General features: G+C 72.0%; 18 protein-coding genes. 10 read left to right on the forward strand and 8 right to left on the reverse strand.

Going from position 1 to position 26586, the window contains the following annotated elements:
- The first annotated feature begins 54 nt into the window (after positions 1-54).
- From ABT360_RS23610 to ABT360_RS23630, 5 genes are all read left to right on the forward strand, one after another.
- The gene (locus tag ABT360_RS23610; RefSeq protein ID WP_351819865.1) at positions 55-1716 is read left to right on the forward strand and encodes a glycoside hydrolase family 13 protein; all 1662 of its coding nucleotides are present in this window, start codon (positions 55-57) and stop codon (positions 1714-1716) included.
- Positions 1701-2813: a LacI family DNA-binding transcriptional regulator gene (locus ABT360_RS23615; protein WP_444852315.1), complete on the forward strand. Its 1113-nt coding sequence runs from the start codon at positions 1701-1703 to the stop codon at positions 2811-2813. Before ABT360_RS23610 ends, ABT360_RS23615 begins: the two co-directional genes overlap by 16 nt.
- A gap of 414 nt (positions 2814-3227) precedes the next feature.
- Positions 3228-4931: a carbohydrate-binding module family 20 domain-containing protein gene (locus tag ABT360_RS23620; RefSeq protein ID WP_351819867.1), complete on the forward strand. Its 1704-nt coding sequence runs from the start codon at positions 3228-3230 to the stop codon at positions 4929-4931.
- 232 nt (positions 4932-5163) lie between these two features.
- Positions 5164-10491, forward strand: coding sequence for a pullulanase-type alpha-1,6-glucosidase (gene pulA / locus ABT360_RS23625; RefSeq protein ID WP_444852316.1), 5328 nt, complete (start codon positions 5164-5166; stop codon positions 10489-10491).
- A gap of 98 nt (positions 10492-10589) precedes the next feature.
- Positions 10590-10940 carry a 5-carboxymethyl-2-hydroxymuconate Delta-isomerase gene (locus ABT360_RS23630; RefSeq protein ID WP_351819869.1) on the forward strand — a complete coding sequence of 117 codons (351 nt, stop codon included), beginning with the start codon at positions 10590-10592 and terminating at the stop codon, positions 10938-10940.
- On the opposite strand, the gene ABT360_RS23635 is transcribed toward ABT360_RS23630, so the two are convergent.
- Positions 10941-12047, reverse strand: a complete 1107-nt coding sequence (locus tag ABT360_RS23635) for an agmatine deiminase family protein (protein WP_351819871.1) — start codon at positions 12045-12047, stop codon at positions 10941-10943.
- A 71-nt stretch (positions 12048-12118) separates the two neighbouring features.
- On the opposite strand from ABT360_RS23635, the gene ABT360_RS23640 reads away from it, so the two are divergent.
- Positions 12119-12709 carry a TetR/AcrR family transcriptional regulator gene (locus tag ABT360_RS23640; protein ID WP_351819874.1) on the forward strand — a complete coding sequence of 197 codons (591 nt, stop codon included), beginning with the start codon at positions 12119-12121 and terminating at the stop codon, positions 12707-12709.
- Here the strand turns inward: ABT360_RS23640 and ABT360_RS23645 are convergent.
- A complete protein-coding gene (locus ABT360_RS23645) occupies positions 12694-13416 on the reverse strand; it encodes a TetR/AcrR family transcriptional regulator (RefSeq protein WP_351819877.1) in 723 nt (240 codons plus the stop codon). The genes ABT360_RS23640 and ABT360_RS23645 overlap by 16 nt on opposite strands.
- Before the next feature lie 73 nt (positions 13417-13489).
- On the opposite strand from ABT360_RS23645, the gene ABT360_RS23650 reads away from it, so the two are divergent.
- A complete protein-coding gene (locus tag ABT360_RS23650) occupies positions 13490-13783 on the forward strand; it encodes a hypothetical protein (RefSeq protein WP_351819880.1) in 294 nt (97 codons plus the stop codon).
- Here ABT360_RS23650 and ABT360_RS23655 read toward each other — a convergent pair whose 3' ends face one another.
- The 4 genes from ABT360_RS23655 to ABT360_RS23670 form a co-directional block, all read right to left on the reverse strand.
- Positions 13784-14836, reverse strand: a complete 1053-nt coding sequence (locus tag ABT360_RS23655) for a PDR/VanB family oxidoreductase (RefSeq protein ID WP_351819883.1) — start codon at positions 14834-14836, stop codon at positions 13784-13786. It lies immediately after the preceding gene.
- A gap of 3 nt (positions 14837-14839) precedes the next feature.
- Positions 14840-15724, reverse strand: a complete 885-nt coding sequence (locus tag ABT360_RS23660) for a metal-dependent hydrolase (protein ID WP_351819886.1) — start codon at positions 15722-15724, stop codon at positions 14840-14842.
- A 69-nt stretch (positions 15725-15793) separates the two neighbouring features.
- Positions 15794-17725 (reverse strand): hypothetical protein, encoded by a 1932-nt coding sequence (locus tag ABT360_RS23665; protein ID WP_351819913.1) that lies wholly within the window; start codon positions 17723-17725, stop codon positions 15794-15796.
- Between the two features lie 21 nt (positions 17726-17746).
- Complete coding sequence (locus tag ABT360_RS23670) at positions 17747-20821, reverse strand: alpha-N-acetylglucosaminidase (RefSeq protein ID WP_351819889.1); 3075 nt, start codon at positions 20819-20821, stop codon at positions 17747-17749.
- Positions 20822-20924: 103 nt separating this feature from the next.
- Between ABT360_RS23670 and ABT360_RS23675 the strand changes: the two genes are divergently transcribed.
- Entirely contained in the window at positions 20925-21407 is a 483-nt protein-coding gene (locus ABT360_RS23675) for a hypothetical protein (protein WP_351819892.1), read from the forward strand.
- A gap of 92 nt (positions 21408-21499) precedes the next feature.
- Here the strand turns inward: ABT360_RS23675 and ABT360_RS23680 are convergent, their stop codons facing one another.
- Together ABT360_RS23680 and ABT360_RS23685 are read right to left on the reverse strand one after the other, a co-directional pair.
- Positions 21500-23044, reverse strand: coding sequence for a DUF1996 domain-containing protein (locus ABT360_RS23680; protein ID WP_351819895.1), 1545 nt, complete (start codon positions 23042-23044; stop codon positions 21500-21502).
- Between the two features lie 160 nt (positions 23045-23204).
- Positions 23205-24200: an NAD-dependent epimerase/dehydratase family protein gene (locus tag ABT360_RS23685; RefSeq protein ID WP_351819898.1), complete on the reverse strand. Its 996-nt coding sequence runs from the start codon at positions 24198-24200 to the stop codon at positions 23205-23207.
- 104 nt (positions 24201-24304) lie between these two features.
- Between ABT360_RS23685 and ABT360_RS23690 the strand changes: the two genes are divergently transcribed.
- A complete protein-coding gene (locus tag ABT360_RS23690) occupies positions 24305-25000 on the forward strand; it encodes a hypothetical protein (protein ID WP_351819916.1) in 696 nt (231 codons plus the stop codon).
- Between the two features lie 55 nt (positions 25001-25055).
- A complete protein-coding gene (locus tag ABT360_RS23695) occupies positions 25056-26495 on the forward strand; it encodes a PepSY-associated TM helix domain-containing protein (RefSeq protein WP_351819901.1) in 1440 nt (479 codons plus the stop codon).
- The last annotated feature ends 91 nt before the right edge of the window (positions 26496-26586 follow it).

The following is a 26586-nucleotide window of genomic DNA, read 5'->3' on the forward strand; positions in this document are numbered from 1 at the left end:
GCCCGGCCTGTTCCCGGGCCGGCGGCCGCTCCACTCCTCCACTCCAGGGAAGACATGACCCAGCACCTCGCTGCCCCCGCCGCCCCCGCAACCGGTACCACCGGCACGGACACCGGCTGGTGGAGAGACGCGGTGATCTACCAGGTCTATCCGCGCAGCTTCGCCGACGGCAACGGCGACGGCATGGGCGACCTGGAAGGCATCCGCAGCCGTCTGCCGTACCTGAAGGACCTCGGCGTCGACGCCGTGTGGCTCAGCCCCTTCTACGCCTCGCCGCAGGCCGACGCCGGGTACGACGTCGCCGACTACCGCGCCATCGACCCCATGTTCGGCAACCTCCTCGACGCCGACGCGCTGATCCGCGAAGCCCACGAACTGGGGCTGCGCATCATCGTCGACCTGGTGCCCAACCACTCGTCCGACCAGCACGAGTGGTTCCAGCGCGCGCTGCGCGAGGGCCCCGGGTCGCCGCTGCGCGAGCGCTACCACTTCCGCGCGGGACGCGGCGCGGACGGTTCCGAGCCCCCGAACGACTGGGAGTCGATCTTCGGCGGCCCGGCGTGGACGCGGGTCGAGGACGGCGAGTGGTACCTGCACCTGTTCGCCCCCGAGCAGCCCGACTTCAACTGGGAACACCCCGCCGTGCGCGACGAGTTCCGCTCCATCCTCCGCTTCTGGCTCGACATGGGCGTCGACGGCTTCCGCGTCGACGTCGCCCACGGCCTCGTCAAGGCGGCCGGCCTGCCCGACATCGGCGCCCACGACCAGCTCAAGCTGCTCGGAAACGATGTCATGCCGTTCTTCGACCAGGACGGCGTCCACGAGATCTACCGCAGCTGGCGCAAGGTCCTGGAGGAGTACGACGGGGAGCGCGTCCTGGTCGCCGAGGCCTGGACCCCGACCGTGGAGCGCACCGCCAACTACGTACGCCCCGACGAGATGCACCAGGCGTTCAACTTCCAGTACCTGGGCACCTACTGGGACGCGGCCGAGCTCCGCAAGGTCATCGACGCCTCGCTCGCCGCGATGCGCCCCGTCGGTGCCCCGACCACCTGGGTGCTGTCCAACCACGACGTGACCCGGCACGCCACCCGGTTCGCCAACCCGCCCGGTCTCGGCACCCAGCTGCGCACCCCCGGCGACCGGGAGCTCGGGCTGCGCCGGGCGCGCGCGGCGACCCTGCTGATGCTGGCGCTGCCCGGCTCCGCCTACGTCTACCAGGGCGAGGAGCTCGGCCTGCCGGACGTCACGGACCTGCCCGACGAGGTGCGCCAGGACCCGTCGTTCTTCCGGGCGACCGGCCAGGACGGGTTCCGCGACGGCTGCCGGGTGCCGATCCCGTGGACGGTGCGGGGCTCCTCGTACGGGTTCGGCAACGGCGGCAGCTGGCTGCCCCAGCCGGCGGCCTGGGGGTCCTTGAGCGTCGAGGCCCAGACCGGTGACCCGGGCTCGACCCTGGAGCTGTACCGCAGCGCGCTGGCGGTGCGCCGCGAGCAGCCCGGACTGGGTGCGGGCGACGGCGTGGAGTGGCTGGACGCGCCCGAGGGCGTACTGGCGTTCCGGCGCGGTGCCTTCATGTGCCACGCCAACACCACGGCGAGCCCGGTGCGGATAGCGGTGCCCGGCCGGATGCTGCTCTCCAGCGAGCAGGTGCGCGTCAGCGTGGACGGCACCGCCGAGCTGCCCGCCGACACCACCGTCTGGTGGGCGGTGTGACGATCGTGTCGCCCCGTGGCGACGCACGGACCGAGCCGCGGGGCGACGGAGGAGGGGGCGCCCCGCGGCTCGCGGACATCGCGGCACAGGCCCGCGTCAGCGAGGCCACGGTCAGCCGGGTCCTCAACGGCAAGGCGGGCGTCGCCGGACCCACCAGGACCCGGGTGCTGGCCGCCCTCGACGTACTCGGCTACGAACGGCCGGTGCGGCTCAAGCGGCGCAGCGCCGGCCTGGTGGGCCTGGTCATCCCCGAGCTGACCAACCCGATCTTCCCGGCGTTCGCCCAGGTCATCGAACAGGTGCTGGCCGGGCACGGCTACACCCCCGTGCTGTGCACCCAGATGCCGGGCGGCGCCACTGAGGACGAGCTGGTCGAGCAGCTGGAGGAGCGCGGCGTCACCGGCATCGTGTTCCTGTCCGGGCTGCACGCCGACACCAGCGCCGACCCGTCCCGGTACGTCGAACTGGCGGGCCGGGGCGTGCCGTTCGTGCTCATCAACGGCTTCAACGAGCACATCGACGCCCACTTCGTCTCGCCCGACGACCGCTCGGCCGCCCGGATGGCCGTGCGGCACCTGGTCGAGCTGGGCCACGAGCGGATCGGGCTGGCCATCGGCCCGACCCGGTACGTCCCGTCGCAGCGCAAGGCCGAGGGGTTCACCGCCGCGCTGCGCGCTCTGCTCGGGGTGAGCGCCGAGGAGGCGGAACTGCGGGTCCAGCCGACCCTGTTCGGGGTCGAGGGCGGGCACGCGGCGGCCGGGGCGCTGCTGGACCAGGGCTGCACGGGGATCGTGTGCGCCAGCGACCTGATGGCGCTCGGCGCGATACGGGCGGTGCGCGGGAGGGGCCTGGACGTGCCCTCGGACGTGTCGGTGGTCGGCTTCGACGACTCACCGCTGATCGCGTTCACGGACCCGCCGCTGACGACGGTGCGCCAGCCGGTTCAGGCGATGGCGACGGCGGCGGTGGACGCGCTGCTGGAGGAGATCGACGGCAACCCGGTGCTGGGGGCACCTCCCAGCGGTAGCTGGGGGAGGACGGAGTTCGTCTTCCAGCCGGAGCTGGTGGTGCGGGGTTCCACCGCCGGTCGCAGGTGAACGGGTGAGGGGGCCCGGGGCCCGCCCGTGATCGGGCGCGGCGGGGTCTTCATCGGCCCCGGGCCTCCCGGCTCGTGACACCGGCCGCCTTCGGGTGACCGGTCCGGCCGGCCGGGCGCGTGGAGCCCCGGGGTACGGGGACCCTCGGCCGACCGGACCGGAGTCGAGGTTGAACGTAACACCACTGCAAGTGCTTGCGAAAGACCTTGCAGCCAGGGACCCGATGGATCTCGCTCACGTAAACCGCGCGTGTCCAAGGGGTTGACCGCGTAGCTGGGGGCTCGTACGGTCACGACCGAAAACTGTTGCTGCTGTCTTGCAGCAAGAAGCTTCACCAGGGCCTTGCGGGCATGGCGCGTTGCCGTACGAGGCTGCACCGTCGCACTCCGCACCTCCCATTCCCCAGGAGGAAACATGGCCCGAAAGACCGTGGCCGCTGCACTCGCCCTCGTGGCGGGAGCCGCTGTGGCCGTCACGGCGCCCCCCACTCCCGCCGCGGCCGCCCCGCCCGGCGACAAGGACGTCACCGCCGTGATGTTCGAGTGGACCTTCGCCTCCGTCGCCAAGGCGTGCACCGACACACTCGGCCCGGCCGGGTACGGCTACGTCCAGGTCTCCCCGCCGCAGGAGCACATCCAGGGCGGCCAGTGGTGGACCTCGTACCAGCCCGTCAGCTACAAGATCGCGGGCCGGCTCGGTGACCGCGCCGCCTTCCAGTCCATGGTGAACACCTGCCACGGCGCGGGCGTCAAGGTCGTCGTGGACACCGTCATCAACCACATGGCGGCCGGAAACGGCACCGGTACCGGAGGCTCGTCGTACACCAAGTACGGCTACCCCGGCCTGTACTCCGGGCCCGACTTCGACGACTGCACCGCGCAGATCACCAACTACCAGGACCGGGTCAACGTCCAGAACTGCGAGCTCGTCGGCCTCGCCGACCTGGACACCGGTGAGGAGTACGTCCGCAGCAGGATCGCCGGCTACATGAACGACCTGCTGTCGCTCGGTGTCGACGGCTTCCGCATCGACGCCGCCAAGCACATGCCCGCGAACGACCTGGCCGCCATCAAGGCCAAGCTCAGCAACCCGGGCGTGTACTGGAAGCAGGAGGCGATACACGGCGCCGGTGAGGCCGTCTCGCCCAGCGAGTACCTCGGCAACGGCGACGTCCAGGAGTTCCGCTACGCCCGCGACCTCAAGCGCGTCTTCCTCGGCGAGAACCTCGCCCACCTGAAGAACTTCGGGGAGGCATGGGGCCACATGGAGTCCGGCAAGTCCGGCGTCTTCGTCGACAACCACGACACCGAGCGCGGCGGCGACACGCTGAACTACAAGAACGGCTCCGCCTACACGCTGGCCAACGTCTTCATGCTGGCCTGGCCCTACGGCTCACCGGACGTCCACTCCGGCTACGAGTGGACCGACAAGGACGCCGGCCCGCCCGGCGGCGGAAACGTGAGCGCCTGCTACAGCGACGGCTGGAAGTGCCAGCACGCCTGGCGCGAGATCGCCTCCATGGTCGCCTTCCGGAACGTGGCCCGCGGTCAGGGTGTCACGAACTGGTGGGACAACGGCGGCGACCAGATCGCCTTCGGCCGCGGCACCAAGGCGTACGTCGCCATCAACCACGAGGCGTCCGCCCTCACCCGTACGTTCCAGACGTCACTGCCCGCCGGTGACTACTGCGACGTCCAGAACAACCGCCCGGTGACCGTCGGCGGCGACGGCCGGTTCACGGCGACGCTCGGCGCGGGCACGGCCGTCGCCCTGCACGCCGGGGCCCGCACCTGCGGCGCCGGTCCCACGACACCGCCGCCCGCCGTCACCGGCGCGTCCTTCGCCGTCAACGCCACCACCGTGCCCGGCGAGAACATCCACGTCACCGGGAACCAGGCCGCCCTCGGCAACTGGAACACCGGCAGCGCGCCCAAGCTGGACCCGGCGGCCTACCCGGTGTGGAAGCTCGACGTGACGCTCCCCGCCGGAACGTCCTTCCAGTACAAGTACATCCGCAAGGACGCCGCCGGGAACGTCACCTGGGAATCCGGCGCCAACCGCACCGCCACCGTCCCGGCCTCCGGGACGGTCACCCTGAACGACACGTTCCGCTCCTGACCCCCGGCGGGCGCCCCTCACGCGGCCCGGACCACCGGGCCGCGGGAGCCGGGAGCGAGCCCGAGCCGAGCGAGCCCGAGCCGAGCCCGGAGCCGCGTCCCCCGGCACGTACACCCACCCGCCGCCCCGCGCCCCTCCCGGGCCACGGGGCGGCACGCAATCCCGTCTCCGTAACCCTCTTCGAGGAGATCCGGCCTTGATACGCCCCCGATCCCTGCCGCGCGCCCCGCGCCTGCCGCGCAGAACCGCGGCCGCCCTGGCGGCGGCGACGGTCGTGGCACTCGTCCCGGCCCTGCCGGCGACCGCCACGCCCAAGCCACCCGCCCCGCCGTCCGACAAGGCGCTCGCGGCCGCGCCCGCCCGGCACGACCTGACCCGCGAGCAGTTCTACTTCGTCCTGCCCGACCGGTTCGCCAACGGCGACCCGGAGAACGACCGCGGCGGACTGACCGGATCCCGCCTCACCACCGGCCACGACCCCACCGACAAGGGGTTCTACCAGGGTGGTGACCTCAAGGGGCTCACCGAGAAGCTCGACTACATCAAGGGTCTGGGCACCACCGCCATCTGGCTGGCGCCGATCTTCAAGAACCAGCCCGTCCAGGGCGAGGGCAAGGACGCCTCGGCCGGCTACCACGGCTACTGGATCACCGACTTCACCCAGGTCGACCCCCACTTCGGCACCAACGCCGACCTGGAGAAGCTCATCGACAAGGCCCACGCCAAGGGCATGAAGGTCTTCTTCGACGTCATCACCAACCACACCGCCGACGTCGTCGACTACGAGGAGAAGTCCTACAACTACCTCTCCAAGGGCGCCTTCCCCTACCTCACCAAGGACGGCGTCCCCTTCGACGACGCCGACTACGCCGACGGCACCAAGCCGTTCCCGAAGACCAACCGCGACTCCTTCCCGCGCACGCCGGTCGTCCCCGACGCCAAGAAGGACCTCAAGGTCCCCTCCTGGCTCAACGACCCGACGATGTACCACAACCGGGGCGACTCGACCTTCGCCGGGGAGTCGTCCACGCACGGCGACTTCGCGGGCCTGGACGACCTGTGGACCGAGCGGCCCGAGGTCGTCGAGGGCATGGAGAAGATCTACCAGCGCTGGGTGCACGACTTCGACATCGACGGCTTCCGCATCGACACGGTCAAGCACGTCAACTCGGAGTTCTGGCCCCAGTGGGCCACCGCCCTCGACGCGTACGCCGCCAAGCGCGGCCGGGACGACTTCTTCATGTTCGGCGAGGTGTACTCCGCCGACCCGGCCGTCACCGCCCCGTACGTCACCCGGGGCCGCCTCGACGCCACGCTCGACTTCCCCTTCCAGGACGCCGCCCGCCGGTACGCCTCCCAGGGCGGCCCCGCCACCAAGCTCTCCGAGCTGTTCGCCCAGGACTACCGCTACACCACCGACAAGGCCAACGCCTACGAGTCGGTGCCCTTCCTCGGCAACCACGACATGGGCCGCTTCGGCACGTTCCTGAAGCAGGACAACGCCCAGGCCGACGAGAAGGAGCTGCTGGACCGCTACCGGCTCGCCAACGAGCTGATGTTCCTGACCCGCGGCAACCCGGTCGTCTACTACGGCGACGAACAGGGCTTCACCGGCGCCGGCGGCGACAAGGACGCCCGCCAGACGCTGTTCGCGTCGAAGACCGCCGACTACCTCGACGACGACCAGCTCGGCACCGACCGCACGCACGCCACCGACGCGTACGACACCGGCCATCCTCTCTACCGCTCCATCGCCGCCCTCTCCCGGCTCACCAAGGCCCACCCGGCCCTCCGCGACGGCGTCCAGACCGAGCGGCACGCCGACACCGGGCAGGGCGTGTACGCCTTCTCCCGTACGGACGCGGGGATGCGCACCGAGTACGTCGTCGCCGTCAACAACGCCACCACCCCCAAGACCGTGGAGCTCGCCACCGACTCCCCGGGCGCGGGCTTCCGGTACCTGTACGGCGGCGCGGGCACCGTCACGAGCAGCGGCGACAAGCTGAAGCTGACCGTCCCCGCCCTCTCCTCCGTCGTCCTCAAGGCCTCCAAGCCCGTCCCGGCCCCGGCCACCGCGCCCACCATCGACCTCAAGGCCCCGGCCGCCGGAGCCACCGGCACCGTCGAGATCACGGCGGACGTCGACGGCGGCGCACTGAACCGGGTCGTCTTCGCCGCCCAGACCGGCAACGGGAAGTGGCGGACCCTCGGCTCGGCCGACCACGCCCCGTACAAGGTCACCGACACCGTCACCGCCCCCGCGGGCACCGCCCTGCGCTACAAGGCCGTCGTCGTCGACAGCACCGGCCGCACCGCCAGTGACCTCGCCACCACCACCGCCGGGCAGGCGCCGAAGCCCGACAGGCCCAGCGCCGTCGACCGCGACTACGCCGTCGTCCACTACCAGCGCCCCGACGGCGACTACGACGGATGGCAGCTGAGGACGGGCGCCACCACCGCCGCCTTCACCGGCCGCGACGCGTACGGAGCCTTCGCCTGGGTCAAGGTCGAGGACGGCGCGACGTCCGTCCCGTACACCGTCGAGAAGAACGGCACGGCCGACGGCCCGCAGCGCACCCTCGACCTCTCCGCCACCGGCGAGGTCTGGATCAAGCAGGGCGCGGACGGCCAGCAGAACAAGGCCCCCGACGGCGCCTACCCGCCGCAGGACCAGGGCAAGGCCGTCATCCACTACCACCGCCCGGACGGAAACTACGACGGCTGGGGGCTGCACACCTGGACCGGCGCCGCCACGCCCACCGACTGGTCCAAACCGCTCCAGCCCGTGAAGAAGGACGCCTTCGGCCTCACCTTCGAAGTACCGCTCGCCGCGGGCGCCACGTCCCTGTCCTACATCGTCCACAAGGGCGACGAGAAGGACATCCCCGCCGACCGGTCCCTCGACTTCGGCGCGTACGGCAAGGAGGTCTGGCTCCTCACCGGCGACACCGGCTACCTGCTGCCCACCACGGGCGCCGCACCCGACCTCGACCTCACCAAGGCCGAGGCCCAGTGGATCGACGCGAACACCGTCGTCTGGAAGGTCAAGGCCGCACCCGGCACCAGCACCCAGCTCGTGTACGACAGGAACGGCTCCATCACCGCGAGCAACGGCGCCCTCTCCGACGAGGGCCGCTGGCTGCGGCTGAACCCGGGCACGCTCAGCGACGCGCAGAAGGAGAAGTACCCGCACCTCAAGGACTACCCGGCCTTCACCCTCGACCCGCGCGACCGCGACCGGATCCGCGACGCCCTGCGCGGCCAGCTGATCGCCACCCACCGCGCAGCCAACGGCGCCCTGCTCGCCGCCACCGGTGTGCAGATCCCGGGCGTCCTCGACGACCTGTACGGCACGAAGGCGCAAGCCAAGGCGCTCGGCCCGGTCTTCCGCAACGGCACGCCCACCCTGTCCCTCTGGGCGCCCACCGCCCAGAGCGTCGCCCTCGAACTCGACGGCCGGCGCGTGACCATGAAGCGTGACGCGGCGACCGGCGTCTGGTCGGTCACCGGCAACAAGAGCTGGAAGAACAAGCCGTACCGGTACGAGGTGAAGGTCTGGGCGCCCACGGTCCAGAAGGTCGTCACCAACAAGGTCACCGACCCCTACTCCACCGCCCTCACCACCGACTCCGCCCGCAGCCTGGTCACCGACCTCACCGACCCGAAGCTCGCCCCCAAGGGCTGGTCCTCGCTGAAGAAGCCCGCCGCCACCCCGCTGCGGGACGCCCAGATCCAGGAGCTGCACGTCCGCGACTTCTCCATCGCGGACCGCACCTCCAAGCACCCGGGCGGCTACCTCGCCTTCACCGACACCACGTCGGACGGCATGAAGCACCTGAAGAAGCTGGCCGCGAGCGGTACCTCGTACGTGCACCTGCTGCCCGTCTTCGACATCGGCACCATCCCCGAGAAGAAGTCCGGCCAGGCCACGCCCGACTGCGACCTGAAGGCGTACGCCCCCGACTCCGACGAGCAGCAGGCATGCGTGTCCGAGGCGGCCGCCAAGGACGCGTTCAACTGGGGCTACGACCCGCTGCACTACACCGTCCCCGAAGGCTCCTACGCCTCCGACCCGGACGGCACGCGCCGCACCGTCGAGTTCCGGCAGATGGTCCAGGGCCTCAACGGGGCCGGGCTGCGCACCGTCATGGACGTGGTCTACAACCACACCGTGGCGAGCGGCCAGTCGGAGAAGTCCGTGCTCGACAAGATCGTGCCCGGCTACTACCAGCGCCTGCTGCCCGACGGCACCGTCGCCACCTCCACCTGCTGCGCCAACACCGCGCCCGAGAACACGATGATGGGCAAGCTCGTCGTCGACTCGGTCGTCACCTGGGCGAAGGAGTACAAGGTCGACGGCTTCCGCTTCGACCTCATGGGCCACCACCCCAAGGCCAACATGCTCGCCGTCCGCAAGGCGCTCGACGAACTCACCGTCGCCAAGGACGGCGTCGACGGCAAGAAGATCATCCTGTACGGGGAGGGCTGGAACTTCGGCGAGATCGCCGACGACGCCCGCTTCGTCCAGGCCACCCAGAAGAACATGGCCGGCACCGGCATCGCCACCTTCTCCGACCGGGCCCGCGACGCCGTCCGCGGCGGCGGCCCCTTCGACGCCGACCCCGGCGTCCAGGGCTTCGCCTCCGGCCTGTTCACCGACCCCAACACCTCCACGGCGAACGGCACCCCGGCCGAGCAGAAGGCCCGCCTCCTGCACTACCAGGACCTCATCAAGGTGGGCCTGTCCGGCAACCTCGCCTCCTACTCCTTCACGGACAGCCGAGGCCGTACGGTCAAGGGCTCCCAGGTCGACTACAACGGCGCCCCCGCCGGCTACGCCGCCGCACCCGGCGACGCCCTCGCCTACGCGGACGCCCACGACAACGAGACCCTGTACGACGCGCTCGCCTTCAAGCTCCCGGCGGACACGTCCCCCGACGACCGGGCCAGGATGCAGGTCCTCGCCATGGCGACCGCCGTGCTCTCCCAGGGCCCGGCGCTCTCCCAGGCGGGCAGCGACCTGCTGCGCTCCAAGTCGCTGGACCGCAACTCGTACGACAGCGGCGACTGGTTCAACGTCCTGAACTGGGACTGCCGGGCCGGTAACGGCTTCGGTCGCGGCCTGCCGCCGGCGGCCGACAACAAGGACAAGTGGCCCTTCGGCAAGCCGCTGCTGTCGTCCCCGTCCCTGACGGTCGGCTGCCCGCAGATCACCGGCGCCTCCGCCGCCTACCAGGACCTGCTGAAGCTCCGTACGACGGAGAAGGCGTTCAGCCTGTCCACGGCCGGCGAGGTCCAGGCCGCGCTGTCGTTCCCGCTCTCCGGCAAGGACGAGACCCCGGGCGTGATCACGATGCGCCTCGGTGACCTGGTCGTGGTCTTCAACGCCACGCCCACGGAGCAGGCGCAGACCGTCCCCGCCCTCTCCGGCGAGGGCTACGCCCTGCACCCGGTGCAGGCGAAGGGCTCCGACGCCACGGTGAAGGCCTCCTCGTACGAGGCGGCCACCGGCACCTTCACGGTGCCGGCCCGCACGGTGGCGGTGTTCACCCAGCGGTAGGAACGACGGGCGGGGCGCCACGGTTCGGACACCTGTGCCGGACCGTGGCGCCCCGCTCTATCGTGGCCCGGACACGTCCACGACCGGGAGCGATACCCATGCCGCAGATCACCGTCGACTACTCCGCCTCCCTCGACGAGGACTTCGACCGCCGGGGCTTCGCGCTGGCCCTGCACCCCCTTGTCGTCGAGACGGTCGACGCCCGGCTCGCGGCCTGCAAGACGCGCACGCGCAAGGTGGCGGACACCGTGATCGGCGACAGCGCGGCGGACGACGCCCTGGTCCACGTGGGCATCGACCTGCTGGCCGGGCGCAGCGACGAGGCCAAGGCGCATCTGACGGAGGCCGTCATCGCGCTCGTCCCGCGGCACATCAAGCCCGTCGAAGGCCGCGTGCTGCACATCTCCGCCGAGGTCCGCGACCTCGACCCCTCCTACCGTTCGAGCTGATCAGACCTCCGGCTGCTGCTGGGTGGCGCAGTGGATGCCGCCGCCGCCCTCGGCGATGGTGTGGATCTCCACCGGGACCACCTCCCGGCCCGGGTGGAGCTCGCCGATGATCGACACGGCGTTCCGGTCCGCCTTCCGGTCGCCGAAGCGGGGGACGATCACGGCGTCGTTGACGACGTAGTAGTTGGCGTACGAGCCGAGGAAGGCCGGCCCGCGGCGGCCGAGCGCGGCGGGATCGGGTTCGGGCAGGTCGACGATCTCCGGTCTCCGGCCCCGTGCGTCGGTCGCCGTTTCCAGCACGCCACGCGCCTGGTCGTACGCGCGGCTCCAGACGTCCGGTCCGTTCGCCGGGTGCGGGCGGCTGAGCAGGACGGCGCCGTCCTCGGCGAAGCGGGCCAGGGCGTCGACGTGGCAGTCGGTGATGTCCTGGCCCCGTACGCCCTTGAACCAGATGACGGTGGAGACCCCGAGCAGCTCTCCCAGCGCCTTCTCCATCTCGTCGCGTGACCGGCCCGGGTTGCGGTTGGGGTTGACCAGCGAGCTCTCGGTGACCATCAGCGTCCCGTGGCCGTCGACCTCCAGCGACCCGCCCTCGGCGGTGACCGGCGCGTCGACGCGGGGCAGCCCCTCGCGCTGCAGGACGGTACGGGCGACCTTCGCGTCGCGCCGGTGGTCCTGCTTGCCGCCCCAGCCGTTGAAGTGGAAGTCGATACCCGCCAGGCCCTTAGGGCCGGTGACGAACGTGGGCCCGGTGTCGCGCACCCACAGGTCGTCCACGGCGACCGGGACCACCTCCACGCCCGATCCGCAGGCCCGCCGGGCCGCCTTCACCTCCTCGGGGGCGGCCAGCAGCACCACGGGCTCGAACCCGGCGATCGTGCGGGCCACCCGGGCGATGTCGCCCTGGACCTCCTCCGCCCAGTCCGCCCACTCCGAGTCCGCCGACGGCCAGGCCATGAACGTCCGGGCGTGCCGCTCGCCCTCCGCCGGCATGTGGCGCCGCCCGGCGGGCCCGTCCTCGCCGGGCCGGCAGGCCGCCCCGGTGGCCGCGGTCAGTGCCACCGCCGCCCCGGACCTCAGCAGCGTGCGGCGGTTGAGTCCCCTCATGGTGCTGCCTCTCGGTGTCGCCCGACATCCTGACTGAAATTTCAGTCAGGATGTACGGTAGCATCGAGGACATGTCCGATCGCCGTACCGCCATCCTCGAAGCCGCCGCCCGCGTCATCGCCCAGCGCGGCATCCGGGGCCTGCGCGTGGAAGAACTCGCCGAGGAAGCGGGGGTCTCCACCTCGCTGCTCTACTACCACTTCCGGGACCGGGCCGGTGTGCTGGCCCACACGCTGGAGTTCATCAACACCCGGGCCGAGCGCTACACCGACCCCACCGCGGACCCCGAGACCGACCCACGCGGCCACCTCGAAGAAATGCTGCTGCTGGAACTCCAGGACACCCCGGCCGTCATCGAGAACAGCACCGCCTGGGGCGAACTGCGGTCCACCGCCGTCTTCCAGCCCGAACTGCGCGACCAGCTCCGCACCACCACGGCCCGCTGGACCGACTACGCGAGCGACCTCGTCCGCCGCGCGCAGCGAGACGGCACCGTCCCCCCGGAGGTGTCCCCGGACGACACCGCCGAACGCCTCACCGCGCTCGTCGAGGGCCTGAGCAAACGCTGGCTCAGCGGCTCCCTCACCCTCGACCGCGCCCGTGACCTGCTGCGCGGCGCACTCACCGCCGAACTCGGCGGCCCCCCTTACGGGACGGGCTGAGCCGTCACCGCCGGCACCTTCGGCAGCAGCGCCCCCAGCCGGTCGACCAGCTCGCCGAACGGCCCGTCGACCGGCTCGTCGGCGAGCATCTCCAGCAGCAGCGTGGCCATCTCGTCGTCGTACGCCGCGCTCACCGCCGCCAGCGCCGCGAAGTCGTGCACCAGCTGCAACTCCAGCTCCGCACGCGGTATCCGGCACCCGTCCAGCCACAGCAGCGCCGTCGACTCGGCGAGGGACACCCAGGACCGGACGACCAGCTCCAGGCGGGCCGGCGGGTCCGTGACCCCGAGGTGGGCGAGGATCTGCTCGTACGCGGCCTGCCGCACCTCGTCGATCATCGCGTTCGTCGTCGTGGAGCCGACCGCCGGACCGCCGCGCATCAGCGCGGAGAACCCCGGCCCGTGCTCCTCCACGAAGTCGAAGAACCGCCCCATCACCCGCAGCAGCCGCGCCCCCAGCGGACCTTGCCGCGGCTCCACGAACCGCCCGGCCAACTCGTCCGCCGCGCGCCGCAGCGCCGCCTCGTACAGGCTCTGCTTGCCCGGGAAGTAGTGGTAGACCAGCGGCCGGGAGATGCCGGCGGCGGCGGCGATCTCGTCGATCGACACCTCGTCGGGGGAGCGGTGGCTGAACAGCTCCAGGGCCACCCCGATCAACTGCTGCCTGCGCTCCTCGACGCCCATCCTGCGCCGCGCCCCGGTCGTCATACGAACAGCCTAACGTTCGCCACCGACAGCCCTTCGAACAGTGGCCGATACACAGTTCGCTACGCTGCCGAGCATGAGCATCTCCGACCCCGAGACCCCGGCACCGCGCACCGGCCTCACGCCGCGCCAGGCCCGGCGCCTGCGGATCGCCGCGGCATCCGTCCTGCTGGTGACGATGGCGGTCGTCCTGGTGCTCCGGCTGGCCAGCCGCACCTCCGTGCTCGTGGTCGGCGTCTACGGACTGGCCATGATCCTGTGCGGCGTCGTCATCGAACTCAGCCGCAACGGCCGTACCCGCCTGGGCACCTGGCTCCTCGGCGCGGGCCTGCTCGCCGCCCTGGCCGCCGACTGGCTGCTGCTGCCGTAGCTACAGGTCGAGCACCAGCCGTTCACCGCGGCACCGTGACACACAGATCAGCATCGTGTCGTGCCGCTCGTCGTCGTTGAGCAGCTCGTCCCGGTGGTCGATCTCGCCCTCGACGACGCGCTGTTGGCACGTACCGCAGAAGCCCTGCCCGCACGAGTACGACACATGCGGCACCTCCGCCCGCACGGCCGCCAGCACCGACTGGTCCGCCGCCACCGTGACCGTACGCCCGGACCGCCGCAGCTCGACCTCGAAGGCGGCGCCGGGCGCGGAGGCCGCGGGCGCGAACCGCTCCAGGTGCAACCGGCGCCCCTTCGGCAGCCGCTCCGCCACCGCGTCCATCAGCCCGTCGGGGCCGCAGCAGTAGACGGCCGCCCCCTCCGGGACGTCGGCGAGGAAGGCGAGGTCCGGCAGGCCGGCCTCGTCCTCGGGGACGACGGTGACGTCGCCGCCCAGCTTCTCCACCTCGTCCAGGTACGGCATCGTGGCCCGGCTGCGCCCGCAGTACAGCAGCCGCCAGTCCGCGCCCGCCGCCCGCGCCGCGCGCAGCATCGGCAGCACCGGTGTGATCCCGATACCGCCCACGACGAAGACGTACGCGGAAGAGGCGACCAGCGGGAACCGGTTGCGCGGCCCCCGGATCTCGATCTCCGTGCCCTCGTGGAGCTGTTCGTGCACCTCGCGCGAGCCGCCCCGCCCGTCCTCGACGAGCCGGGTGGCGACGGTGTACGTGTCGGTCTCCGCCGGGTCCCCGCACAGCGAGTACTGCCGCACCAGCCCCGACGGCAGGACCAGGTCGAGGTGCGCGCCCGGCTCCCAGGACGGCAGCCCTGTGCCCTCCAGCCGCAGTTGGACGACCCCCTCGGCGGGCGTGGACCGCTCGGTGACCAGGACGTGGCGGCGGGCCGTGGACGAGCGGCGGCTCTGCCCGGATATCGGCTCCTCCAGGGCGGGCAGCGGCCACAACGGGGCGGTCCGGATGCGGCGGCGCACGGCACGCCTCACCAACAGGGCCGCTGTGGCGGCGAGGACGACGGTACGCGCGCGTGGCATGGGTCAGTGACCTCCGTTGGCGGCCGGGGACGAGGCGAGGTAGGCGACCGCCTGGGCCGTGCTGCCCTCCTGGGAGGGGTGGTAGGTGCGGCTCAGATAGCGGGGGATGGACCGCAGCATGTCCGGCGTCGAGGGCAGCACACCCTGTCGGCCGCGGGTGACGAAGTCCTTCACCGACGCCTTGCCGTTCAGCAGCGACGGGTCGTTCTCCATGAAGAACCGGGCGCCGCGCTGCCACAGGAACACCAGCGCCGAGAACGCCGTCGCCCAGGTCCGTACACGCCGCCGGTAACCGCCGTCGACGTGCATGAACAGCTCGAACGCGACCGACCGGTGCTCGACCTCCTCCGCGCCGTGCCAGCGCAGCAGGTCCAGCATCATCGGATCGGCGCCGCGCCGGTCCAGCTCCTCGGCGTTGAGGACCCAGTTGCCCAGGAACGCCGTGTAGTGCTCGATCGCCGCGATCAGCGCCACCCGCTCCATCAGCCACCACCGCCTGGCCCTGCCGGGCGGCAGCGTCCTGTCACCGAGGAGCTTCTCGAAGAGCCAGTCGACCTGCGCGGTGTACGGGGTCGGGTCGAGCCCGAGCTTCTTCAGGTGCGGCAGGACGTCGTCGTGAGCCTGGGAGTGCATCGCCTCCTGGCCGATGAACCCGATGACGTCCTCGCGCAGCCGGTCGTCGCGGATGTAGGGCAGCACCTGCCGGTAGACGTGGATGAACCAGCGCTCTCCGGCCGGGAGCAGCAGGTGCAGCACATTGATCGTGTGGGCGGTGAACGGGTCGCCGGGAACCCAGTGGAGCGGGGTCTCCTCCCAGTCGAAGGAGACCTTGCGGGCCTTGAGCTCGGTCCGCTCCGACGCTGTCTCCGCCGGCTGCGTATTAGACATGGCGTCAATGTACTGACGGGTACGCCGTTGGCAACAGGGCCGTGCACCCGGATTTTCCCCGCACGGGGCCTACCGCAGGGAGGCGATCTCCGTACCGTCCTCCAGTCGTCCGGTCAGTTCGACCTGCTTGCCCGGCTTGCCCGGCAGCTTCACCTCCAGGAGCCGGTCGTCGTCCACGCCGCCCCTCACCCCGCCCGACACGGTGACCGACGCCACCCCGGGGCTACCGGCCGCCAGCATGTACAACTGCCCGCCCGGGGCCTGCCACAGCCCGCCCGCCAGCACGCGCGGCTCCCGCGTCCCGCACGCCGGTGACTCCTCCGCCTTCGCCACCACCGCACCCGCCCGCGCGGGCGGCGCCTGGAACTGCGCCAGCACCGTGCCACCCGTACCGCGCCAGGTGTCCGCGCGCGTGCACAGCCAGGCGGCCGTACCGGCGGCGTGCGGCAGCTCCTGCTCGGCGAAGCGCCAGGAGTTCACCGACCGGACGCCCTGGGAACGCACCATGGGCAGCAGGCACGCCGTCCGTGCCCACTCCGCGCGTGCCGTGACGCCGGCGCCCGCCAGATCGGCCGGCGCCGACGGCGGGCCCGACGTCAGCCGGGCCGGGGCCAGCTCACCGAGGTCGGTCAGCGTCCGGGTCGTCGTACCGTCCCGCACCTCCAGCACGTCCCACGCCCGGCACTCGCTCGGCGCCACCGGGCTGAGCAACGCACCGGTCACCCCGTGCGCGTCCCGCTCCACCGGACGTGCCGCGGTCAACGGCTGGAGCAGGTCGCGGGCCGACACCTCCCGTACCCACGGCGCCGTCAGGTACCGCGCATTGGCATGCGTACGCCCCACCACCAGGGCGAGCGCCGACGCCGTGTCCGCGCCGTCCGTCCGGGCGAAGTCCAGTGCCGCGCCCTCCGTGCCGTCCTTCGGCTCCGCGTACCGCACCGCCCGCAGCCCGTCGTGGAACAGCACCACCCGCGCCTGGTCCACCTCCCCGGCGAACAGCAGCTGCGGCGGCCCCATCGGCGGCCCCGGCGGTGTGCCGGGCGTCGCCGAGGCCTGCACCGTGGCACCCGGCCGCGCCCACACCGCCAGCGCCCGCCGCAGCAGCGCCCGGTCGTCGACGAGACCGCCCCGCGCGGGCCACACGGAGAAGTCCGTACGCGCCGAGCGCTGCCACGCGGCCGGGGCGACGCGCCGCAGGTTGCCCGGGTCCAGGGCCGCCTCCGACACCGGATTGCGCGCGTACGACGGGGCGGCCGCACCGTCCGGGCCCCAGCCGTCGCCCGGCAGCCCGAGCAGCGCCCCACACACCACGGCCGCCGCGAGCGCGGCCAGCGCCGCCTTGCCGTGCTGGCGCCGCCGCATCAGGTCGGTGGGGCGCGCCTGCAACGAGCACGGATCGAACTCGGGTGACTCCAGCAGCCCGTACAGGGCCTCCACGCCGTCCGCCTCGGCCAGCGCCGCCTCCGGGTCCTCGACCCCGGCGGCCGCCAGCACCCGCCGCACCTCGGCGTCGCCCTGCCGCTCCAGACCACGCAGCACATAGGCGGCCCGGGCCGGCCCGGACAGTGCCGACAGCCGCTGGTCCAGGGCCAGTTCGTCGGCACCGCCCGCGCGCGGGAACAGCCTGAGCCCCCACACCTGGGGCAGCAGCGGCGGCAGCTGCGCCCGCTTGGGCCACGCCTTCCGCTTCAGCGGCAGCCCCGCCTCCAGCGCCTGGCGCAGCACTCGGACGCGTACGTACGCGTACCCCGCGTCGACCGCGTCCTCGGGCCGCCGCTGCCCCGGCATCCCGCCGTCGTCGCCCGACGTGCGGCGGCGCGGCAGCGAGCGCTGCACCACGGAGTGCGCGGTCAGCACGCGGCGGTTGCGGCCGAGGGCGGGCGGCAGCACCAGGTAGGCGATGCGCACGAGCCTGGGGTAGTGCTCGACGAGGGCCGCCTCGGCCTGGTCGACGTCGACGGGGGAGGGGGTGGCGAGTTCCTGGGTGCTCACGTTCAGCAGAACGAGCGAATCCAGGGATGGTCACCTGCCGGCCGGGTCCGCCCAGCCGGTCACGCCGCTGAACACGGCCGTCCCGCGTGCCCCGCCACCACCGTGTATCGCCGTCATGAACAGCCCCGCGTCCTGCGCCGCCGCCGCGCCCGGGACCTGGACCGTGGCGACCGTACGCCAGGTGGCGCCACCGTCGGTCGAGCACGACCCGGTGAAACCGTCCCCCGCCCGGGACAGGCGCAGCAGGACCGGCGCCTTGATCCCGGTGATCCGCCGGTATGTGTCCAGGGTGCCGTCGCCGGTCGAGTCGTAGGAGAGGACCGCGCCATTGAGCGGGGTCACCGCCAGGTTGAGGAAACCGGGCGCTCCGGGCGTCGCCAGGGAGTTCCGTACGACGATCCCCGCGCGTGCCCAGGGGCCGGTCGCGTCCTGGGAGTCCACCCGTACGGTCAGGACCGCGCCGTCCGTGAAAACCCCCTCCATGTACAGGGTGCCGAACTCGGCGGTCGCCTTCCACATGTCCTGGCCGCCGCCGTTGATGGCGTACCGGTCCCGGGCCTGGCCGAAGACGGCCCCGTTGTTGGCGTACGTACGCCACGCCCGGTCCAGGGGCCCGGCCACGTACAGATCGCCCTGGTGGACGGTGGTGACCGGGGTCTCGCCCTCGGGGCCGTAGGTGGCGCGCAGCTCGTAGGGGACGGGCTCGACGGGGGTGGTGAGGGGACCGGCGGGGGCGGAGACGCCCCACGAGACGGTGCCCGTGCCGGCCGCCGGGACGGACGGGATCCTCAGGGGCGGCTGGTCGCCGAAGCCGACGAGCGTGAACGCGGCGGGCCCGGTGGGGCGCAGCCCGTTCATGTTCCGGAAGGTGACGGTGACCTCGGCGTCGGCGCCCGGGCGGAGGGCCTCGGGGGTGCTGGAGACGGTGACGGCGCCCTGGAAGGGAGCGCGGGCGAGGGTCTCGTACACGCGCCTGGCGGTCCGGTACGGGTCGTGGAGCGGGCGGAGCGGGTAGGTCTTCCTCTCGTACGTCCAGGGCTCCTCGATCGCGTACCAGTCGAAGGCCGCGGGCGGGCGGTTCCGCGCCAGGGCGTCCTCCAGTTCGTCGAGGTACGCCCGCCAGTGCGGGAGGTGGAAGTCCGCGATCAGGCCGGACCAGTCGCGGTTGGCGTAGTTGGCGAGCCGGCCGCCGTCGGCGGTGGGGCGGTCGGCCCAGGTGGTGACGAGGACCCGGGCGGTGCGCTCCAGTCCTTCGCGGCGGGCGTCCGCGAGCCAGGGGCCGAGGAGGAAGGCGTGGTGCGAACCGGCCATGTCGTCGCTCAGCCGCATCAGCTTCAGCCACAGCCGTGACAGGGCCCGGAAGGTGTCCAGGTCTTTGCGCGTGAACGCGGCTTTCAGCTGTCCGATCAGTTGCCAGGAGCGGTTCGCGAGCACCTGGCGGCCGAGATCGGTGAGGTCGTGGCGGTAGGCGTCGGAGCGGCGCAGCGGCTCCCGTACGACGAGCAGCGCGGCGAACGCCTTGTCGAAGCGGGCGGGGTCGAAGGCGGGGGAGTGGGTGGCGTAGTGGGTGCCCGAGTTGGCGGCGAGGCTGGGCCGGGCGGCGAAGATGGAGTCGTGGGGGCGGCCGTCGCGGCTGGTGATCCGGTACGCGGTGTCGCGCAGCACCGCGAACGCCTCACGCGCGTGTGCGTCCCGGCCGCCGTAGCGCAGGTCGGCGTACTCCTCGAACCAGCGGACCCGGTCGACGGGCTCGCGCCGCCAGGCCAGCTCGGAGAACAGCTCCAGGGCGGCCGGGTCGCGCTCGGCGGCCTCCGGCATGTAGGCCGTGCCGACGAGGGCGGAGCCGGGCTTGTCGCGCCAGGCCGTGAAGCGGTCGGTCCACATATGGGTCTTGGCGCCGATGGTGGTGCGGCCACCGAAGTTGGGGATGGTGCCGAAGGCGTACGGGGCGCCGCCCCAGTCCTTCTCGCGGTCGGTGACGGTCTCCAGGTCGGACAGCCCGTCGACGACGAGGAGCCGGGTCTTGTCGAGCGCGTCGAGCAGGTCGCGGCGCGGGTTGGCCTGCCAGCCGAGGATGACCCAGGTGGCGCCGGGGCACCCTTCGTGGAGGGCGGCCTCGACGGCGCGGGCGGCGTCGGGGACGGGCACGTCACCGGCCGAGCCGCCCTCGTGCAGCAGGTCCATCTTGAAGTGGCGTACGTCGCCGAAGAGGTCGGCCTGGTGGCGGTAGAAGGACGCCGCCACGCGGGTGAAGGCGTCGGTGCGCGGGTCGAGCCAGTCGGGGCGCTTCAGGCCCGCCCACACTCCCTGAGGGATGGTGCGGGCGCCGGGGTTCCGGTCGGCGAAGCCGTCGGGGACGGTGCCGAAATAGCCGGGCAGGACGGGATGCATGCCGAGCTCGCGCAGCCGGTCGGTGATACGGCGGGCCAGGGCGGCGCGGCGGGTGATCGGCCCGGGGTCGAGGGGGCCGCCGTACCCGCTCATGTTCTGCAGCAGCCACCAGGGCTGGTGGGAGGGTGCGGGCAGCCAGGCGCGCGCCTCGGCGTCCGTGTACCCGAAGTCCGTCAGGAGGCGGTGGTAGACGGCCTCCTGTCCGGCGGTGACGAGGACCTCGTTGCAACCGTGCAGGGCGAGCACGTCGATCAGCCGCTCCCAGCGCGCCCAGTCGGCGTACGGGGCGGTGTAGCCGTCGTGCGTGTCGTTGAACGCGAACCGGTGCGGGACGGTCGCCTCGTGGGCGAGCGGCTCGCGTGGCGCGGGCAGGCGGGACGGGAGGCCGAGTTGTGTGCCGGACCAGGAGATGTGCGCCCCGCACACGTACTTCAGGTACCAGTGGACGCCCGTGAGGGCCGTGGCCGGGCCGGTGGCGGCGACCTCGATGCGGCCGGCGGAGCCCGTGACGCGGAACCGGTCCGGCCCGCTCCTCAGGTGCCCCAGCTCGAACTGGTCCGCGTGACGGGGCAGGAGCCGCCTCAGGGCGGCGAGGGCCGGACCCATGCGGTTCTCCTTCGCGAGGGCGGGCGGCTGCGCCGCTCCGGCGAGCGCGGCGCCCACACCGATCGCACCGGCGGTCCCCAGCAGGGTTCGTCTCGACAGGTCGGTCACGGCCCGCTCCTCCACGATGCTGACGGGACATCAGGTGGGTACGTGTCGCACGTTACTCGGCGTTCGCCCCCGGGACAGGGGTGCGAACCGGCACGATGGCGAGATGCGTACGGAGCGAACTCGTTTGGCGTTGGTGACGGCCGCCCTGGTGGCCCTGGCTCTGCCCGCCGCGGCGGCGTGCGGCGCGGGCGGGGACGAGCCCGACGCCGTACCGAAGACGGCGACGGGCTCCCTGGAGGAGCTGGCGGCGAAGGTCACCTGCAAGCCGAACATACAGACGGATGCGAAGGAGATCCGCCAGGCCAACTGCGAGACGAAGGACGGCAAGTACGTGCTGGCCACCTTCGCCACCGATCGCGGTCAGCGCGAGTGGATCAACGAGGCCAACGACTACGGCGGCGCGTACCTGGTCGGCCGCAAGTGGGTGGCCGTCGGCGAGGAGAAGGTCGTGACCGCGCTGCGCGACCGGCTCGGCGGCGCGGTGGAGACCGGTGCGTCGCACCACAGCGAGGGCACCGGGGGCGGCGAAGGGGACCACTCGGGTCACTCCGGTCAGCCGGACGACTCGGGGCACCACGGGAGCTGACCGCGCAGGAATGAGGGCCCGGACCACCATCTGGTGGTCCGGGCCCTCATCGGTTGCTGATCAGGGCCTGGTCAGGGCGGGTCAGGGCCTGATCAGGCGCATCGGCGTCCGCCGTTGATGCAGTTCACCATCTGCTGCATCAGCCGGTTGTTGAAGACATTGATGAAGTCTCCGTGGTCGGTGATCGGCTTGTGGAGCTGCTCGGGGAAGGAGTCCACCGCGAACACCGTCCCCTGCGGAACGTCGTAGACGATCCGCTGCACGAGCTGCGGAATCGCCTGGAACCCATTCGGGCAGCGGCCGTTCCCGTCGGCGAAGGCGACATGAGTGCGGTGGTTGGCACTGTCGGTGTTCTGGCCGTCCCAGCAGCTCTGGAATTTGAATGTCCGTACGACCTGGCTGCCCTGGGGGCAGATCGGGTACTTGTCCTTCAGCTGCCGGTCCTCGAAGCCGGTGCAGCTCCAGGACGCGTTGGCGTTGGCGTCACCGTTGGTGAACGCCTTGGCGTCACCGGTGATGATGCGGAGGAACTTCGGCATGGCCGTCACCCGGGAGACCGGGCTGCCGACGAAATTCATCGTGACCTGGCTGGGCGTGAGGATTTCACCGACGTTCTGGTCCTTGCCACCGCCGTCCGCGTTGGCGTCGTTCTCGTTCTGGCCGTTCTGCAGACGCAGCACCGGCCAGAAGTAGGTGGACTTGTCGCCCTGGTTCCGGCAGGTCGTCCGCCCATTGGCGAGGTCGTCGTCACTGGCGAAGGCGTCGTTGGCCTGGTTGCCCACGTAGTCGTGCATATGGTGGGCGCCGTTGCTCACACCGGGCGCGACGATGACATTGTCCGGGTTGAACTTGCCGTTCTCGTTGCGCCCGCAGTCGGTGACGAAACTGCCGCGCGAGGCGCCGCTCAGCTTGCGCGGGTTACGGACATTGGGCTGGACGTTCTGGATGTCGACGAAGTCGGACGCGACGGGCCCATTGCCTGCCTGACCCTGGCCCTGGCCCTGTCCTTGGCCCTGGTCACCCTGGCCTTGGTCCTGACCCTGGTCGCCCTGGCCTTGGTCCTGGCCGTCGCCGTTCTGGCCGTCTCCGTTCTGGCCGTCTCCGTTCTGATCGCCGCCGTTCTGGCCGAAGTCGCCGTTCTGGTCCTTCACCTGGTTGGCGTCGTCCGCGCGCAGCGAGCAGGGCGCCAGGCTTTCCAGACCGCTCGGGCGCTGCGCGATCCTGTCAATCGCGATCACGATACGGCCGATAGCGGCAACCCGTTTGTCCTTCAACGGATTGAGAATGGCATTCTGGGCAAAGGCCGGGTCCTGCTCGATCTGTTCCTTCTGGTCGGCGAACCGCTGGTACGCCTCCGTGATCTGGGAATCCATCGCCGCCAGTTCCCGGTCCACTTCGGCGCGTGCCTGGTCCGGCACTTGCGAAAGGCCGTTGGCGACTTCGGGGCAGTCGATGGTCGACATCTGCTGTCCGGCGTTCAGAGGCTGCTGCTGCTGTGACCCGGACCAGCCCGACCAGCCCTCGCCGGCGGATGCGTAGACGTTGGCCGCAATCAACCCGCCGCCGCCCAGTATCAGGGCAGCCGAGGCGGCGATCGCCCGGTTGGCCAGTGTCGAGCGTTTTCTTGTGCGTCGCATGGAACTCCAATCCTGGGCGGGGTGAACCGCTCCGTTCCATACGGGCGTCATCCGGGGCCCGTTCAGCGCCCCTCCGATTTCGTAGGTTGCTACGTCCGCAAAGCGGGCGAACCGCTACTCCTCACCCGGTGGTGACGGCGCCGCCCCGGACAGGGTGAGGTCACAGGCCGAGTGCCCCGAGTGCCTTCGCCTCCTGCTCCGGTGTCAGGCCCAACCGCGGCCGGTCCGCCCGCTGGGGCGCCGCCCCGCCCAGCCCGCGCAGCCACGCCCAGGTGTCCTCGACCGTCTCGGCCACCGGGCGGCACCGCAGGCCCGCCGCCAGCGCCCGGGACACGTCACCACCGTGTATCGCGTCGTACAGCTCACCGCGCGGTATCCAGATCGGCAGCCCGGTCCAGGGCTCGATGCCCGCGCCGAGGATGGCCTCCGGGTCCGTCCACCGCAGCTCGGCGTCCGAACCGGTGGCTCGCACGCAGGCGTCGAGCAACTCGCCCATGGTCGTGTGCCCGGGCGGGCTCACCAGGTCGTACGGGCCGGACAGCCCCGCCTCCGCCGCGTCCAGCAGCCACTCGGCCATGTCGCGGACGTCGATGTACTGCAACGGCAGGTCCCGCGGGCCCGGGGCGAGCACCGGTCCGCCGCGGGCGATCCGGTTCAGCCACCAGGGCAGGCGGCCGACGTTCTCCCACGGGCCGATGATCAGCCCCGCGCGGCCCAGCAGCACCCGTTCCTCGCCGAGCGCGGCGAGCGCCGCCAGTTCCCCGCCCCGCTTGGCCTCCGCGTACGGCACTTCCGTGGCGTCCGGCGACGCCTCCACCAGTGGGCCGTCCTCGGCCGGCCCCGCCGCCGGCGGCCACGCGTAGACGCTGCGGCTGGAGACGTACACATAACGGCCGACCCGGTCGGCGAGCAGCCGCGCGGCGTCCCGTACCGCGGTCGGGTCCGACGACCAGGTGTCGACGACCATGTCCCACCGGCCCTCGGTGAGAGCCGCGAGCCCGTCCGGCGCGGTGCGGTCGCCCAGCAGCGACTCGACACCGGCGGGCGGCTCGTGGCGGCCGCGGTGGAAGACCGTCACTTCCCAGCCCCGGGCCAGCGCGGCCGTCACGACGGCGCGTCCGGCGAACTCCGTACCACCCAGCATCAGAAGTTTCATGATCCGACTCTCCCCCGCCCGGCACCTCCGCGAACAGGGGTTCTGCTGCCAGAAGAACCGCCGGTCTCCCGCCCCCGCCGCCGGGGTGGCAGCATGTGGCCACGATGACCAACGTCCTGTCGCCGATGCGCACCGTCCGCGCCGCCCTTTTCGCGGCGGTGTGCGTGACATTGGCCGCGATGGGGCATTCGTCCATGTCTGCGCATGGGGTTCCGCCCGGCTCGCTGCTCGTGGCGTTCGGTGTCACCAGTGGCCTGGCCTGGCTCGCGGCGGGCCGCCGCCGAGGGGCCGCCTTCATCGGTACGGGACTCCTCGCCGTGCAGGGCGCGCTGCACCTGACGTTCATGGGCGGCGGCGGCCACCACGGCCACGCGTCGGTGCCGGGCACGGTCCCGGAGCCGATGCCGGGCATGACGTCGCACGGGGCCACCATGCCGGGCGCACCAGGCGCACCGGCCGGATCCGGCGGCGTGGCCGACCTCCTCGCGGGGATCACCGCTGGCGCCTCCGCCGGCATGGTCGCCGTCCACCTGCTGGCCGCCGCCGTCTGCGCGCTGTGGCTGGCCCGGGGCGAGGCCGCCTTCTTCCGCCTCGCCCGCGCCGTCGGCGCCCTCGCCTTCACCCCGCTGCGGTTGCTGCTCGCCGTCGTCCGCCTGCCCGACGCCCCGCGCAGCCCGCGCCCCCGGACCCGTGACGCCCGCCGCCACCAGGGCCGCGTCCTCGCGCACACCCTCTCGCGGCGCGGCCCGCCCACGTCCCTCGTACCCCGCGCCACGGTCCCCGGAGCGACGCACGTCTGACCCGGGGGCTGCTTCCCCCTGCAGACATGCAGCAACACCGACTCCTAGGACAGTCATGGCCATTGACGACCGCACGACGGCCGAAACAGCCGAACGCCCCGCGGAAACCACTCCCACGGGCACCGGATCGACGTGGAGCGCCCTGCGCCCCCTCTTCCTCCGCGTCCATTTCTACGCGGGTCTCCTGATAGCCCCGCTCCTCCTGATCGCCGCGACCAGCGGACTGCTGTACGCCCTCTCCTTCCAGGCGGAGAAGGTCCTCTACCGCCATGAGCTCCAGGTTCCGGCCGGCGACCGGATCCTTCCGCTCTCCGAGCAGGTCGACGCGGCCCGCAAGGCCCACCCCGACGGCACGGTGACCGCCGTCTGGCCGTCCTCGGAGGACGGTGCCACCACCCGCGTCCTCATGAGCAGCCCGGCCGTCGAGGAAGGCAAGTCGCTCGCCGTCTTCGTCGACCCGTACACCGCCGAGGTACGGGGCGACCTGCCCAGCTACGGCAGTTCGGGCGCCCTGCCGCTGCGCACCTGGCTCTCGGAGTTCCACGCGAACCTCCAGCTCGGCGAGGCCGGCCGCAACTACAGCGAGATGGCCGCCAGCTGGATGTGGGTCGTCGCCCTCGGCGGCCTGGCGCTGTGGATCGGCCGCAGGCGCACCGCCAAGCGCGCCCTGATCCTCCCCGAGCGCGGCCCCAAGTCCCGCCGCCGCACCCTCTCCTGGCACGGTTCGGTCGGCCTGTGGGCGGTGACCGGCCTCGTCCTCCTTTCCGCGACCGGCCTGACCTGGTCCCGGTACGCGGGCGAGAACATCGACGCCGTGCAGTCCCAGCTCGGCGGCGCCACCCCCACCGTCTCCGCGACCCTCGACGGCGCGGCCGCCGGTGGCGACACCGGACACGAGGGCCACGGCTCGGGCCACCACACCGCCCCCGCCCCCCAGGGCCCCGACGTCGGCATCGACCGGGCCGTCGAGGCCGCCCGCGACGCCGGGGTGACCGGGAAGATCGCCGTGACCCTCCCGGCCGAGGGCCGGGGGTACGTCGTCAAGGAGACCGACACCCAGTTCCCGGTCCACCTGGACTCGGTGGCGGTCGACCCGGCCGACGGCACGGTCATCGACGAACTGCGGTTCGCCGACTACCCCGTCCTCGCCAAGCTGACCCGCTTCGGCATCGACGCCCACATGGGCGTCCTCTTCGGACTCCCCAACCAGCTCGTGCTCGCCGCCCTCATGGTCGCGCTCATCCTCCTCGTCGTCTGGGGCTACCGGATGTGGTGGCTGCGCAGGCCCACGAAGGAGCGGAAGCTGAGCGTCGGCCGGCCCATGCCGCGCGGCGCCTGGCGCAAGGTACCCGTGACGCTGCTCCTTCCGCTCGCCGCCGCGACGGCCCTGGTGGGCTGGTTCGTGCCCATGCTCGGCATCAGCCTGCTGGTGTTCCTGATGGTGGACGTGACCCTGGGCCTGGTGGCCAGGGCCCGGATCCGTCGCGCCGCCTAGGGTCTTTCGTTTGGATCAGGCTGGATCAGGGAGTGGCGTCTGGTGCCGTGCATCGCAAGGCGGAGGAGGGAGCCACTGCGGAGCATTGGCG

This window comes from Streptomyces sp. NPDC000229, assembly GCF_040300825.1.
Taxonomy (GTDB): Bacteria; Actinomycetota; Actinomycetes; order Streptomycetales; family Streptomycetaceae; genus Streptomyces.

Bases quoted from the DNA above. Each gene is read 5' to 3' on its own strand.
- ABT360_RS23690 (WP_351819916.1), top strand. From the start codon at position 24,305: ATGACCAACGTCCTGTCGCCGATGCGCACCGTCCGCGCCGCCCTTTTC.
- ABT360_RS23655 (WP_351819883.1), bottom strand. From the start codon at position 14,836: ATGCCACGCGCGCGTACCGTCGTCCTCGCCGCCACAGCGGCCCTGTTG.
- ABT360_RS23675 (WP_351819892.1), top strand. From the start codon at position 20,925: ATGCGTACGGAGCGAACTCGTTTGGCGTTGGTGACGGCCGCCCTGGTG.
- ABT360_RS23695 (WP_351819901.1), top strand. From the start codon at position 25,056: ATGGCCATTGACGACCGCACGACGGCCGAAACAGCCGAACGCCCCGCG.
- ABT360_RS23640 (WP_351819874.1), top strand. From the start codon at position 12,119: ATGTCCGATCGCCGTACCGCCATCCTCGAAGCCGCCGCCCGCGTCATC.
- ABT360_RS23635 (WP_351819871.1), bottom strand. From the start codon at position 12,047: ATGAGGGGACTCAACCGCCGCACGCTGCTGAGGTCCGGGGCGGCGGTG.
- ABT360_RS23660 (WP_351819886.1), bottom strand. From the start codon at position 15,724: ATGTCTAATACGCAGCCGGCGGAGACAGCGTCGGAGCGGACCGAGCTC.
- ABT360_RS23650 (WP_351819880.1), top strand. From the start codon at position 13,490: ATGAGCATCTCCGACCCCGAGACCCCGGCACCGCGCACCGGCCTCACG.
- ABT360_RS23620 (WP_351819867.1), top strand. From the start codon at position 3,228: ATGGCCCGAAAGACCGTGGCCGCTGCACTCGCCCTCGTGGCGGGAGCC.
- ABT360_RS23645 (WP_351819877.1), bottom strand. From the start codon at position 13,416: ATGACGACCGGGGCGCGGCGCAGGATGGGCGTCGAGGAGCGCAGGCAG.
- ABT360_RS23610 (WP_351819865.1), top strand. From the start codon at position 55: ATGACCCAGCACCTCGCTGCCCCCGCCGCCCCCGCAACCGGTACCACC.
- ABT360_RS23680 (WP_351819895.1), bottom strand. From the start codon at position 23,044: ATGCGACGCACAAGAAAACGCTCGACACTGGCCAACCGGGCGATCGCC.
- ABT360_RS23685 (WP_351819898.1), bottom strand. From the start codon at position 24,200: ATGAAACTTCTGATGCTGGGTGGTACGGAGTTCGCCGGACGCGCCGTC.
- ABT360_RS23630 (WP_351819869.1), top strand. From the start codon at position 10,590: ATGCCGCAGATCACCGTCGACTACTCCGCCTCCCTCGACGAGGACTTC.